A 12,457-nucleotide genomic window follows, 5' to 3' on the forward strand; every position below is an offset into this window, starting at 1 on the left:
GCGTGAGAGGTGGTATGCAGATTTCGTATGATGCGACGCGGCAAAATGGTCGCCGCGGCGGCAAATAGATAAGCAATGATTATTTAGCGAGAGACCGGAATCGTTATTTCAACATGCTGCTGATTAATTTCCCTAACTGAATAACGGCTTGCTCTTCCCGCTCCCCCCATGCCCAGGAGGTATTAAAACGGAAAAAAGGTGTCCAGACATCAGAGGTGGAAAACATCTTACCTGGGGCAATACTGATGTGATGGCGTAACGCCTGTTCGCTTAACAGTCCTGCATCCAGCTGCGCCGGAAGCTCCAGCCACAAAAAGTAGCCGCTGTCGTTATGATGGATTTTGACGCCCGGCGGCATATGGCGCAAAAGTGACTGCCACGCCTGCTGTTTACGCTCGGCCAGCGTGCGTCGCAGGCGGCGAAGATGGGCGTCGTAGCGTTTGGTCGCCAGGTAATCCACCAGCGCCAGCTGCATCGGGGAGCTGGTAGAGAGCGTGCTCATCAACTGAAGCTGCTGAATGCGCCGCGCATGCTTACCCGCCGCTACCCAGCCGATACGAAAACCGGCCACCAGACATTTCGAAAACGAGGAGCAGTGCAGCGTCATGTCCTGACGATCCCATGCTTTCGCCGGGAGCGGCTTTTCACGGCCAAAATAGAGCTCGCTGTAGACATCATCTTCAATCAGCGTGACGTTGTGCCTCGTCAGCAGCGCCACAAGCTGCGCTTTTTTCTCCGGGCTGAGCGTAAAGCCAAGCGGATTTTGACTGTTGGTCATTATCCAGCAGGCCTTGACCGGGTAGTCATTCAGCGCCTGTTCAAGCGCATTGAGATCGATCCCCTCGCGCACGTCCGTCGCAATCGACAGGGCCTTCAACTTCAGGCGTTCCAGCGCCTGCAGCGCGCCGTAGAAACAGGGGTTTTCAACAATCACCCAGTCCCCCGGCTCGGTCACCGCCTGGAGACTCAAGTTCAGCGCTTCGAGCGCGCCTGCGGTGATCACGATCTCCTCCGGTGAGATATTCATCCCCTGCTGTGCATAGCGGCGGGCAATGGCGTGGCGCAAATCGACATTACCCGGCGGCAGGTTTTCAATCACGCTCATCGCCGTCGCGGTTTTGCTGACGTTCGCCAGCGAGCGGTTGAGTTGCTGAAGCGGGAAAAGACGCGGGTCGGGAAAAGCGGAAGCGAAAGGAACAACCGACGGGTCGCGGCTGGCCTGCAGAACGTCGAAGATATAAGTGTTGATGTCCACCGCTTCGTCGCGCATGACCTGTGCAGGTGGCGCTGGCTGTTGTGCGGTCGGGCGCGAGGCAACGTAATAGCCCGACTGCGGTCTGGCGACAATGCGCCCCTGACTTTCCAGCATCTGATACGCGTGGCCCACGGTCATAAAACTCATGCCGCTGCTCGCCACCTGCTCTCGCAGAGAAGGCAGCTTATCGCCCGGCAACCATACGCCAAGCTCAATCTGCGAGATAATTTGTTGCGCCAGACGCTGGTATTTTTTCATCAGATTCTCCTTAATGCCGACAGTGTATATCAGCAGGAGAAAAAGAGAAGATTTTGCTAACTGTTATGGTTTAAGAAATGAATTACTTACGGTACTCGGTCACATGATTGTGTGCGAGACGCGCCGCGGCCAGATGGTCGAGTGTAATCATTGGCGATTTGCAAAAGATGCATTTTGCGCCGAAGGGATTTTTCTCAGACACATCAAAGGCTGAAGTACGGTACTGCGAGCCATGACAGCATGGGCAGCGAAAATGGATATAAGAAGTCATAGGATTCTCCTGTAAACGTAAAAACGTAAATTACTCATGAGCCGATCAGGCGATAATGGTTTGAAACAAAACTAATCGGAATGTAGATAAAGACCCAAGAGAGGCTGCGGAGAGGCACAACGTGATGAGAACTGCTTTATAAAACTACGTCAGATATTTATTTGGACTCAAAACCAGAAGACCATTAACGCACGGTGCCGACGACAAAGCAAGCGGTTTAATGCATAAAATTCATTAAAAAAATATTTTTATGCCCTATAAGTAAGTATATCAGATGGCAAAATCGGGAGCTTTTTGCCAACTGTTATGGTTAAATTTCGCGTTTCTGCGTCTGATAGTCTGATCTGCGCCTCTGTACCATAACAGCACACCGTTTGACATTGAGGCTGTGCATGTTTGGTTTAGATGCTTTTCACCTTGCACGGATACAGTTTGCCTTTACCGTATCCTTCCACATTATTTTCCCGGCAATCACTATCGGCCTGGCAAGCTATCTTGCTGTGCTTGAAGGGCTGTGGCTGAAAACAAAAAATCCGATCTGGCGCTCGCTGTACCACTTCTGGTCCAGGATTTTTGCCGTTAACTTTGGCATGGGCGTGGTCTCCGGGCTGGTGATGGCGTATCAGTTTGGCACTAACTGGAGTGGATTTTCGCAGTTTGCGGGCAGCATTACCGGCCCACTTCTGACCTATGAAGTGCTAACCGCCTTTTTCCTTGAGGCCGGATTCCTCGGCGTGATGCTGTTCGGCTGGAATAAAGTCGGACCTGGGCTGCACTTTTTCGCCACCTGTATGGTAGCGCTGGGGACAATTATCTCCACCTTCTGGATCCTCTCCTCCAACAGCTGGATGCAGACCCCACAGGGCTATGAGATCGTCAACGGGCAGGTCGTTCCGGTAGACTGGTTTGCCGTGGTCTTTAACCCCTCCTTCCCTTATCGTCTGCTGCATATGTCGATAGCCGCCTTCCTCAGTAGCGCCCTGTTTGTTGGCGCATCGGCGGCATGGCATCTGCTGCGCGGAAACAATACGCCTGCCATCCGCGCTATGTTTTCTATGGCGCTGTGGATGACCCTGATTGTGGCCCCCATCCAGGCAATGGTCGGTGATATGCACGGGCTGAACACCTTAAAGCATCAGCCTGCCAAAATCGCCGCCATTGAGGGGCACTGGGAAAACCCACCGGGGGAACCTACCCCGCTACTGCTGTTTGGCTGGCCAGATATGGAACTGGAGCGCACCCGTTTTGGCCTGGAGATCCCCGCTCTTGGCAGCCTTATCCTGACGCACAGTCTGGATAAACAGGTTCCGGCGCTCAAGGAGTTCCCGAAGGAAGATCGTCCAAATTCCACCATTGTCTTCTGGTCGTTCCGCATTATGGCGGGCTTAGGCATGCTGATGCTGCTGCTCGGCGTGGTGGCGCTCTGGTTGCGTTATAAAAAGCGCGTTTACACCTCGCGCCCCTTCCTGTGGTTTGCTTTGCTGATGGGGCCTTCAGGGTTGATCGCCATACTGGCCGGATGGGTGACCACCGAAGTAGGACGCCAGCCGTGGGTCGTCTATGGGCTTCAACGTACCCGGGATGCGGTATCCGCCCATGGCGATCTGCATATGAGCGTCAGTTTGCTGGCTTTCTTCGTCGTTTACACCTCGGTCTTCGGCGTCGGTTACAGCTATATGGTGCGCCTGATTAAAAAAGGACCTCAGCCTCACGAATCGTTCGCCACCGAGGCCGATGGACGTCCGGCACGCCCGCTTTCCGCAGTTACCACTGGCAATAAGGAGCAGCCATAATGGGTATCGATCTTTCCATTATCTGGTTTGTCATCATCGTCTTCGCGACGCTAATGTATATCGTGATGGACGGTTTTGATCTGGGGATCGGCATTCTGTTCCCGATGACGCAAAACCCGGACGATCGCGATGTGATGGTCAACAGCGTCGCCCCGGTCTGGGACGGGAATGAAACCTGGCTGGTGCTGGGTGGCGCTGCCCTCTTCGGTGCCTTTCCGCTGGCCTACGCGGTGATTATCGATGCCCTCACCATTCCGCTGACATTAATGCTGATCGGTCTTATTTTTCGTGGCGTGGCGTTTGAGTTTCGTTTTAAAGCAACGCCAGCGCACCGTCCGTTCTGGGATAAAGCCTTTATTGGCGGTTCACTTCTGGCGACGTTTACCCAGGGCGTGACGGTGGGTGCCGTCATAAACGGGTTTGCCGTCACCGGGCGTGCCTATACCGGCGGTCCCTTTGACTGGTTTACCGCGTTTAACCTGTTCTGTGGCGCGGGTCTGGTGGTGGCCTATGCGCTGCTGGGCGCCACCTGGCTGGTGATGAAAAGTGAAAATGCCCTGCAACAGCGGATGCGCGAAGTTTCTAAAACGCTCTTAATTGTGCTGCTGGCCGTTATCGCGGCGATCAGTCTCTGGACCCCGCTGGCGCACCCGGCCATCGCCGCGCGCTGGTTTACGCTACCTAATTTGTTTTACCTGTTGCCGGTTCCGGCTCTGGTCGTCCTGCTGAGCCTGTATCTGTGGCGCTGCCTGAATAATCGGCAAAGCCATAACCGGCCATTTATCCTGACGCTGGGGCTTATTTTTCTCGGCTTTAGCGGGCTTGGGATCAGCATCTGGCCGCATATTATTCCACCGTCGATCACCCTGTGGCAGGCGGCCGCGCCGACACAAAGTCAGGGCTTTATGCTGGTAGGTGCGTTGTTGATCATTCCCGTGATTCTGGTCTACACCTTCTGGAGTTACTACGTATTTCGCGGAAAAGTACAGCATGGGGAGGGTTATCACTGATGCAACAGCCTGTCTGGAAACGATTGCTGTGGCTGGCCATTATCTGGGGCAGCAGCGTACTGGCGCTGGCGGCTGTCAGTATGTTCTTCCGCATGCTGATGACGGCCGCCGGGTTTAAATCTCACTGATCTTGTCCCGGGCAACCGCTGCGTTGCCCGGTCTTCTTCCCGCACTTTCAGATAAACCCCATTAACGCACGCCAGCGTATCGTTACACTGGTAAATGATTCACAGTATTTATAGTTCGAGAAGAAAAATGAAAAAACTCATTGCGTTAAGTGTTATCAGTCTTGTCCTCTCCGGCTGCGTTAATCCGGGTAAAGCGTCTGTTCAGCCGGAGCAGCTTAAGAACCACCGCTTTGTGCTGGAAAATGTGGACGGGAAAGCCGTGAAGGCCACGACAACGCAACCTGAGATCAGTTTTAGCGCGTTGCCCGATATCAGCCTGGTTAATAACATCAGCATTTCCGGCGTGATGTGTAACCGCTTCAACGGACAGGGAAAATTGTCCGAAGGGGAACTTAAGGTTAAAGGGCTGGCGATGACGCGCAAACTCTGTACCGAACCACAATTGAACGAGCTGGATCAGGCCATCGGCGACATGCTGCGCAAAGGAGCGCAGGTCGACCTGACTGAAGACCAGTTAACGCTGGCGACAGCCGACAAAACGCTGATGTTTAAACGCGCTGAATAATCAGTAGCTACCGCAGGATCCAACGGCAAGCGACTGTTCACTACAGCGTTTGCCGTTTGGCAAGGCGCACATCCCGATCGCAGAGCCATCGAGCTGGCGGGCAACCGACAGTGAGCCACCAATCATCGCGCAGTTGGCTTGTCCAGAACTGGACATCGCGGCTTTCATTCCCGGTGTCACGTGTGCCGCCGTGGCCTGCTGAACAGGTTCGTTACTACAGGCCGACAGCAATAACGCGGCACACCCTACCCAAAACGCTGAACGCATGCTCTCTCTCCCCCATGAATAATGCGAAACCTATGCATAATAGGCATCACATCCCGTGCCGTCGAGAGCGGAAGTGCGTATTTATGCGCTGCTGAAACAATTTCTCGCAATTTTTTCACCTAAAGTTTGATCTACTCATTGATGGTGAGAATACCGAGGACACAAATGCGAAAATCGCAAAATCCGGCCTTTGCTAAAATAAGGGAATAATATTCAGGGTCTGACCAGGTTTACGGACCCCTCTTTTTTTGCGCAATATAAGGGTGTCGTCCTATGCAAACTATTGACGGTAATGGTGCAGTCGCGTCAGTCGCGTTTCGCACCAGCGAAGTTATCGCCATCTACCCGATTACGCCAAGTTCTACAATGGCCGAACAGGCAGATGCCTGGGCAGGAAACGGGTTAAAAAATGTCTGGGGCGATGTCCCGAGAGTCGTCGAAATGCAGTCCGAAGCGGGTGCGATTGCCGCGGTGCATGGTGCGCTACAGACGGGGGCGCTCTCCACATCGTTCACCTCCTCGCAGGGATTGCTGCTGATGATCCCGACGCTGTACAAACTGGCCGGTCAACTTACCCCGTTTGTCCTGCACGTCGCGGCACGAACCGTTGCTACCCACGCGCTCTCCATTTTTGGCGATCACTCCGACGTGATGGCCGTGCGTCAGACCGGCTGCGCGATGCTGTGCGCCAGCAGCGTCCAGGAGGCCCAGGATTTCGCGTTAATTTCCCATATCGCGACGCTGAAAAGCCGCGTGCCGTTTATTCACTTCTTTGATGGTTTCCGCACCTCCCACGAAATCAACAAAATCGTGCCGCTGGCAGACGACACCCTTCTCTCGCTTCTGCCGCAGGCGGACATTGATGCCCATCGCGCCCGCGCACTCAACCCGGAACATCCGGTGATCCGCGGGACATCGGCCAACCCGGATACTTACTTCCAGTCCCGCGAGGCGACGAACCCGTGGTACAACGCGGTGTACAACCATGTGGAACAGGCGATGAACGATTTCGCTGCCGCCACCGGACGGGAATATAAACCGTTTGAATATTATGGCCATCCACAGGCGGAACGCGTGATTGTGCTGATGGGTTCAGCCATTGGCACCTGTGAAGAAGTCGTGGATGAACTGCTGACGCGCGGCGAGAAAGTTGGGGTGTTGAAAGTTCGCCTCTTCCGCCCGTTCTCAGCGAAACATCTGCTCTCTGCGCTGCCGGAGAGCGCACGAAGCGTGGCCGTGCTCGATCGTACCAAAGAGCCTGGCGCACACGCAGAACCGCTGTATCTGGACGTCATGACCGCACTGGCGGAAGCCTTCAGTAACGGCGAGCGCGAAACGCTGCCGCGTGTCATTGGCGGACGTTATGGTTTGTCATCCAAAGAGTTCGGTCCGGATTGCGTGCTGGCGGTGTTTAATGAGCTGAATGAAACGAAGCCGAAGCCTCGCTTTACGGTCGGTATTTATGACGATGTCACTCATCTCTCACTGGCCTTGCCGGAAAACACCCTGCCCTCCGGCGCGAAACTTGAGGCGTTGTTCTACGGTCTGGGCAGCGACGGCAGCGTTTCGGCAACCAAGAATAACATCAAGATCATCGGTAATTCCACACCGTGGTATGCACAGGGTTATTTCGTCTATGACTCCAAGAAAGCCGGCGGGCTGACCGTGTCCCATCTGCGCGTCAGCGAACACCCTATCCGCTCGGCGTATCTCATTTCGCAGGCTGATTTTGTCGGCTGTCACCAGCTGCAGTTTATCGATAAATACCAGATGGCCGAACGTCTCAAACCTGGCGGTATTTTCCTGCTCAACACACCGTACAGTGCGGATGAAGTCTGGGCGCGCCTGCCGCAGGAAGTGCAGGCGGTGCTTAATCAGAAAAAAGCGCGGCTTTTTGTCATTAACGCGGCGAAGATTGCCCGCGAATGTGGTCTTGCCGCGCGCATCAACACCGTCATGCAGATGGCGTTCTTCCACCTGACAAACATTCTGCCGGGCGACAGCGCCTTAATGGAACTGCAGGGCGCGATCGCCAAAAGTTACAGCAGTAAAGGCCAGGAATTGGTTGAACGCAACTGGCAGGCACTGGCGCTGGCGCGCGAGTCGCTGTCTGAAGTACCGCTCCAGCCGGTGAATGCCAGTAGCCCGAACCGTCCTCCGGTGGTTTCTGATGCGGCTCCAGATTTTGTTAAAACCGTAACGGCGGCCATGCTGGCGGGGCTGGGCGATGCCCTTCCCGTCTCCGCCCTGCCGCCGGATGGCACCTGGCCGATGGGCACCACCCGCTGGGAAAAACGCAACATCGCCGAAGAGATCCCAATCTGGAAGGAAGAGCTGTGTACCCAGTGCAATCACTGTGTGGCAGCGTGCCCGCACTCTGCCATCCGGGCCAAAGTCGTTTCTCCGGACGCGATGGAATCGGCCCCATCCAGCCTGCATTCGCTGGATGTAAAATCCCGGGATATGCGCGGACAGAAATACGTTCTGCAGGTTGCACCAGAAGATTGCACCGGCTGTAACCTCTGCGTTGAGGTCTGCCCGGCCAAAGACCGACAGAACCCGGATATCAAAGCCATCAATATGATGTCGCGGCTGGAACACGTGGAAGAAGAGAAAGTGAATTATGACTTCTTCCTGAACCTGCCGGAAATCGATCGGAGCAAGCTGGAACGTATTGATATCCGTACCTCACAGCTGATCACGCCGCTGTTCGAATACTCTGGCGCCTGCTCCGGCTGCGGGGAAACACCGTACATCAAACTGCTGACGCAGCTGTACGGTGACCGGATGCTGATCGCCAACGCGACCGGCTGTTCGTCTATTTATGGCGGTAACCTGCCGTCCACCCCATACACCACCGACGCCAACGGTCGCGGCCCGGCATGGGCGAATTCGCTGTTTGAGGATAACGCCGAATTTGGTCTTGGCTTCCGCTTAACGGTGGATCAGCACCGCGCACGCGTGATGCGCCTGCTGGATCAGTTTGCCGATAACATCCCTGCCGACCTGCACGCTGCGCTGCACGCTGAAGCCACCCCTGAGGTTCGTCGCGAACAGGTTACGGCGCTTCGTAATGCCCTTCAGGGCGTTGACGGCGCAGAACAACTGGTGACCGACGCTGACGCCCTGGTTGAAAAATCGATCTGGCTGATTGGCGGCGATGGCTGGGCGTATGACATTGGCTTTGGCGGGCTGGATCATGTGTTGAGCCTGACCGAGAACGTGAACATCCTGGTGCTGGATACCCAGTGTTATTCCAATACCGGCGGACAAGCATCAAAAGCCACGCCGTTAGGAGCGGTAACAAAATTTGGCGAACACGGGAAACGCAAGGCGCGTAAAGATCTCGGCGTCAGCATGATGATGTATGGCCACGTGTACGTTGCGCAAATCTCACTCGGCGCGCAGCTTAACCAGACGGTGAAAGCGATTCAGGAGGCGGAAGCGTATCCGGGCCCATCGCTTATCATCGCCTACAGCCCTTGCGAAGAGCATGGTTACGATCTGGCGCTCAGCCACGACCAGATGCGTCAGTTGACCGCCACGGGCTTCTGGCCGCTGTACCGCTTTGATCCTCGCCGGGCAGAGGAAGGCAAGCTGCCGCTGGCGCTCGATTCACGCCCTCCGTCAGATGCCCTGGCTGAGACACTGCTGCAGGAGCAACGCTTCCGTCGCCTCAATGCGCAACAGCCAGAAGTGGCTGAGCAGTTGTGGAAAGATGCCGCCGCCGATCTGCAAAAACGGTACGACTTCCTGGCGCAAATGGCCGGGAAAGCGGAAAAATCCACCAGCGAATAATCCCCATGCCCGGCTTGTCCGGGCATTTTTATGCCATAAAAAAAGCCCGGTGTATTCACACCGGGCCAGACCAAATAATCCCTGAGCATCACGTTAAATGAATAAATGATATTCATGGGAATTATGGATAATAATCTTAAAGGCATATAACGGGGCAGACATTACCTGATTTACTGCATGATTAATAATTTTAATTTATTATGTTTTTCACTAAAACATTCATCAAACAAATTAACATTACCGCAGAAGAATTCCCTTTAGATTTTACTCACTTCGTAACAATTATAATTTATTACTCTTTCAGCGGAGTGATTTAGCATGTGACAACTCTCCGCAAAGGAAAGTTCAACAGGTAATTAAATAAAAACAACCGCAAAGGAATACCATAATGCAAAGAAAAGTACTGGCCCTGATGATTCCGGCTCTGTTAATGGCTGGCGCTGCGCATGCAGCAGAGATTTATAATAAGGATGGCAATAAATTAGATCTGTACGGAAAAGTAGATGGTTTGCACTACTTCTCTGATGACACGTCTAAAGACGGCGATCAGACCTATATGCGTTTGGGTTTCAAGGGCGAAACCCAGATCAACGACATGATGACCGGCTACGCACAGTGGGAATACAACATTCAGGCAAATAACACCGAAGGGTCTGACAACCAGTCCTGGACACGTCTGGCCTTCGCCGGTGTGAAAGTGGGTGACTACGGTTCCTTTGACTACGGCCGTAACTATGGCGTTCTGTACGACGTGGAAGGCTGGACCGATATGCTGCCAGAGTTCGGCGGCGACTCTTACACCTATGCCGATAACTTTATGACCGGTCGTGCCAATGGCGTAGCAACCTACCGCAACACCGATTTCTATGGCCTGGTGCCGGGTCTGAACTTTGCTCTGCAGTATCAGGGTAATAACGAAGATGCCAGCAATAACCAGGAAGGGACCAATAATGGTCGCGACACGCGTCATGAGAACGGTGACGGCTTCGGTATTTCTACCACCTATGATTTCGGTATGGGAATTTCAGCGGGGGCGGCCTATACCTCTTCCGACCGTACCAACGATCAGGTGAGAAATACCACCGCGGGCGGGGATAAAGCGGATGCCTGGACCGCGGGTCTGAAATATGACGCCAACAATATCTATCTGGCGGCCATGTATTCTGAAACCCGCAATATGACCCCTTACGGCGACAATGAAAGCGCCGTGGCGAATAAAACCCAGAACGTCGAAGTTACCGCACAATACCAGTTCGATTTTGGTCTGCGTCCGGCAATTTCCTACCTGCAGTCGAAAGGTAAAGACCTGGGCAACGGTCAGGGCGATCAGGACCTGGTTAAATATGCCGACGTAGGCGCAACCTATTACTTCAACAAAAACATGTCCACCTATGTGGATTATAAAATCAACCTGCTGGATGAAGATGACAGCTTCTACAAAAACAACGGTATCGGTACCGATGATGTCGTTGCATTAGGCCTGGTTTACCAGTTCTGATGATCAGAGCCCGCAGCATCATGCGGGCTCACTTTTTTTGAGGTTAGTCGCACAACAGCACGCTATCGCGAGATTGTTGAGGATAAGTTGAAAGACTGCGGGTTAGACTGCGCAGATATCCCCCTCATCATTAAGGATAACTGTGTTGTTTGGTCGTGTATCCCTTGCCCTACTGGCTCTTTTAGCGTGTTTGTGGATGGCGTTAATTTTCGATTTCCGCGATATTGTTGGGCACCTCGGCACGCTCTTAAATCATCTCGACAGGCATTAACAGTGAGCCTTTGAAAACAAAAAGCCACCAGCAGTGCCGGTGGCCGTGATACCCTTCGTGAATGCTATTTTTTCACGGGCTGAGGCTTTTTATCCCCTGATTCAGGCGCCTCACGTGGGTCGTCTTTTTCAACACTAAGCATAATGTCTCCTCTTTAAGATACCCACTTCCCACTATAGCCAGCGTTAGCACAATGTGGCCAGGCGGCTAGGACGCTTGCGTTGGCGCGCGTTTGCGAAAAGAGAGATAGCCAAAGACTCCACTTTCGCCATCCGCAGGATGGTTAACCCCATCCATCACCGTCACTTCCGGGAAATCGAACGGAGAGACGTTTTCAAAACAGGCGACATTTACACCGTATTCATTGGGATTAGAACGCCGCTGATGGAAGGTATAAATCCCGCAGACCGAGCAGAAGAAATGCCGGGCTGTACCGGTGTTAAAGCGGTACTCCGTAAGTTTATCCTCGCCTTTGGTGACGGTTATACCGGTTAACGGTGCAGAGACCACAACCGCCCCTCTCATCCGACAAAAAGAACAGCTACAGCGACGGGCGGTATTTAACCCATCGGTTAACGCAACGGTGAATGCCACTGCACCACAATGGCATCGGGCATGACGGATTTCTGCCATCGTTTACACCCCTTTTCTTACCAGCTCAGCGGCCTTGACGAACACCTCATCCTCCACGCCGTCACCCTTTTGCCTGCCGAGTCTTAGCAGTTCATCAACAATGCTGTTACGATCGATCGGTTTCTGTGCCGAAACAAGCCCGATAACGGCAGCACCAATCGCCAGCCCAACTAACCCGGTTTGTTCATCTTTGTTCTTCATGTTCATGCTCCTGATACCACAAACAAGCGTAGCAGGATTTTAAAAACGCGGTGTCAGACCGTATTTCGGCGATTTGATATTTGCGGCCCAAATCTTGATATCGTTTTGCAGGAGAAGGGTGAAATCTGAATTCAGATGCGTCACCAGGGCATTGACGCTGGTTGCATCGACCACTGAAAAATGTTCAATTCTGTTCGACCCAACCTGAACACAGTAATATCTGGCGGGCAGCACTTTACCATTCACATTAAGCGGCAGCGTATTTTTTCCGCATTGACCTTCGGTGATGTATGAAACCACCAGATTAGCGGATTTTTTCCCGGGCTGAGATACGCTGACCATTACCGGAAAACCTTCCGACGTCTGCGTCATGTCATAAAGAACGGCATTTTTTATATACCAGGTATTATATTCCCGCTCCTGAAACGTCGACCAGCCAGGCGCTGAATAAAACATCAGCGCTGCCAGCATAATACATTTTATTTTCATGAGATGCTGTCGTCCGTGTT

The 12,457-nt window shown here is 53.3% G+C and carries 13 protein-coding genes; 6 read left to right on the plus strand and 7 right to left on the minus strand.

The window, feature by feature from the left end; genetic code table 11:
- Nucleotides 1-103: 103 nt before the first annotated feature.
- A complete protein-coding gene (locus VF709_RS16610; protein ID WP_020689183.1) occupies nt 104-1,513 on the minus strand; it encodes an aminotransferase-like domain-containing protein in 1,410 nt (469 codons plus the stop codon).
- Nucleotides 1,514-1,595: 82 nt separating this feature from the next.
- On the minus strand, nt 1,596-1,784 hold the full coding sequence (gene ymcF, locus VF709_RS16615) for a cold shock small protein YmcF (protein ID WP_020689184.1): 189 nt from the start codon (nt 1,782-1,784) through the stop codon (nt 1,596-1,598).
- A 392-nt stretch (nt 1,785-2,176) separates the two neighbouring features.
- Between ymcF and VF709_RS16620 the strand changes: the two genes are divergently transcribed.
- From VF709_RS16620 to hslJ, 4 genes are all read left to right on the plus strand, one after another.
- Nucleotides 2,177-3,577, plus strand: a complete 1,401-nt coding sequence (locus VF709_RS16620; protein ID WP_045903047.1) for a cytochrome ubiquinol oxidase subunit I — start codon at nt 2,177-2,179, stop codon at nt 3,575-3,577.
- On the plus strand, nt 3,577-4,587 hold the full coding sequence (cydB, locus tag VF709_RS16625) for a cytochrome d ubiquinol oxidase subunit II (RefSeq protein WP_020689186.1): 1,011 nt from the start codon (nt 3,577-3,579) through the stop codon (nt 4,585-4,587). The genes VF709_RS16620 and cydB overlap by 1 nt, the downstream gene beginning before the upstream one ends.
- Nucleotides 4,587-4,715 carry a DUF2474 domain-containing protein gene (locus VF709_RS16630; protein ID WP_038419540.1) on the plus strand — a complete coding sequence of 43 codons (129 nt, stop codon included), beginning with the start codon at nt 4,587-4,589 and terminating at the stop codon, nt 4,713-4,715. The genes cydB and VF709_RS16630 overlap by 1 nt, the downstream gene beginning before the upstream one ends.
- 127 nt (nt 4,716-4,842) lie before the next feature.
- Nucleotides 4,843-5,280, plus strand: a complete 438-nt coding sequence (hslJ, locus tag VF709_RS16635; protein WP_013096466.1) for a heat shock protein HslJ — start codon at nt 4,843-4,845, stop codon at nt 5,278-5,280.
- Here hslJ and VF709_RS16640 read toward each other — a convergent pair whose 3' ends face one another.
- A complete protein-coding gene (locus VF709_RS16640; RefSeq protein ID WP_013096465.1) occupies nt 5,281-5,547 on the minus strand; it encodes a putative hemolysin in 267 nt (88 codons plus the stop codon). It abuts the gene before it with no gap.
- A gap of 273 nt (nt 5,548-5,820) precedes the next feature.
- On the opposite strand from VF709_RS16640, the gene nifJ reads away from it, so the two are divergent.
- The gene (gene nifJ / locus VF709_RS16645; protein WP_038419541.1) at nt 5,821-9,345 is read left to right on the plus strand and encodes a pyruvate:ferredoxin (flavodoxin) oxidoreductase; all 3,525 of its coding nucleotides are present in this window, start codon (nt 5,821-5,823) and stop codon (nt 9,343-9,345) included.
- A 388-nt stretch (nt 9,346-9,733) separates the two neighbouring features.
- Nucleotides 9,734-10,843: a porin OmpC gene (gene ompC / locus VF709_RS16650; RefSeq protein WP_127869036.1), complete on the plus strand. Its 1,110-nt coding sequence runs from the start codon at nt 9,734-9,736 to the stop codon at nt 10,841-10,843.
- Nucleotides 10,844-11,178: 335 nt separating this feature from the next.
- Here ompC and VF709_RS16655 read toward each other — a convergent pair whose 3' ends face one another.
- The 4 genes from VF709_RS16655 to VF709_RS16670 form a co-directional block, all read right to left on the minus strand.
- A complete protein-coding gene (locus tag VF709_RS16655; RefSeq protein WP_223232805.1) occupies nt 11,179-11,256 on the minus strand; it encodes a hypothetical protein in 78 nt (25 codons plus the stop codon).
- A 65-nt stretch (nt 11,257-11,321) separates the two neighbouring features.
- Nucleotides 11,322-11,747, minus strand: a complete 426-nt coding sequence (locus VF709_RS16660) for a GFA family protein (protein WP_045294236.1) — start codon at nt 11,745-11,747, stop codon at nt 11,322-11,324.
- A gap of 3 nt (nt 11,748-11,750) precedes the next feature.
- On the minus strand, nt 11,751-11,948 hold the full coding sequence (locus VF709_RS16665; protein ID WP_013096459.1) for a hypothetical protein: 198 nt from the start codon (nt 11,946-11,948) through the stop codon (nt 11,751-11,753).
- Nucleotides 11,949-11,987: 39 nt separating this feature from the next.
- Nucleotides 11,988-12,437 carry a hypothetical protein gene (locus tag VF709_RS16670; RefSeq protein ID WP_048972251.1) on the minus strand — a complete coding sequence of 150 codons (450 nt, stop codon included), beginning with the start codon at nt 12,435-12,437 and terminating at the stop codon, nt 11,988-11,990.
- Nucleotides 12,438-12,457 lie beyond the last annotated feature (20 nt).

Source organism: Enterobacter sp. Lyrl_3, assembly GCF_051948675.1.
Classification (GTDB): domain Bacteria; phylum Pseudomonadota; class Gammaproteobacteria; order Enterobacterales; family Enterobacteriaceae; genus Enterobacter; species Enterobacter cloacae.

Bases quoted from the DNA above. Each gene is read 5' to 3' on its own strand.
- nifJ (WP_038419541.1), top strand. From the start codon at position 5,821: ATGCAAACTATTGACGGTAATGGTGCAGTCGCGTCAGTCGCGTTTCGC.
- ompC (WP_127869036.1), top strand. From the start codon at position 9,734: ATGCAAAGAAAAGTACTGGCCCTGATGATTCCGGCTCTGTTAATGGCT.
- ymcF (WP_020689184.1), bottom strand. From the start codon at position 1,784: ATGACTTCTTATATCCATTTTCGCTGCCCATGCTGTCATGGCTCGCAG.
- VF709_RS16630 (WP_038419540.1), top strand. From the start codon at position 4,587: ATGCAACAGCCTGTCTGGAAACGATTGCTGTGGCTGGCCATTATCTGG.
- VF709_RS16610 (WP_020689183.1), bottom strand. From the start codon at position 1,513: ATGAAAAAATACCAGCGTCTGGCGCAACAAATTATCTCGCAGATTGAG.
- VF709_RS16665 (WP_013096459.1), bottom strand. From the start codon at position 11,948: ATGAAGAACAAAGATGAACAAACCGGGTTAGTTGGGCTGGCGATTGGT.
- VF709_RS16660 (WP_045294236.1), bottom strand. From the start codon at position 11,747: ATGGCAGAAATCCGTCATGCCCGATGCCATTGTGGTGCAGTGGCATTC.
- cydB (WP_020689186.1), top strand. From the start codon at position 3,577: ATGGGTATCGATCTTTCCATTATCTGGTTTGTCATCATCGTCTTCGCG.
- VF709_RS16640 (WP_013096465.1), bottom strand. From the start codon at position 5,547: ATGCGTTCAGCGTTTTGGGTAGGGTGTGCCGCGTTATTGCTGTCGGCC.
- VF709_RS16655 (WP_223232805.1), bottom strand. From the start codon at position 11,256: ATGCTTAGTGTTGAAAAAGACGACCCACGTGAGGCGCCTGAATCAGGG.
- VF709_RS16620 (WP_045903047.1), top strand. From the start codon at position 2,177: ATGTTTGGTTTAGATGCTTTTCACCTTGCACGGATACAGTTTGCCTTT.
- hslJ (WP_013096466.1), top strand. From the start codon at position 4,843: ATGAAAAAACTCATTGCGTTAAGTGTTATCAGTCTTGTCCTCTCCGGC.
- VF709_RS16670 (WP_048972251.1), bottom strand. From the start codon at position 12,437: ATGAAAATAAAATGTATTATGCTGGCAGCGCTGATGTTTTATTCAGCG.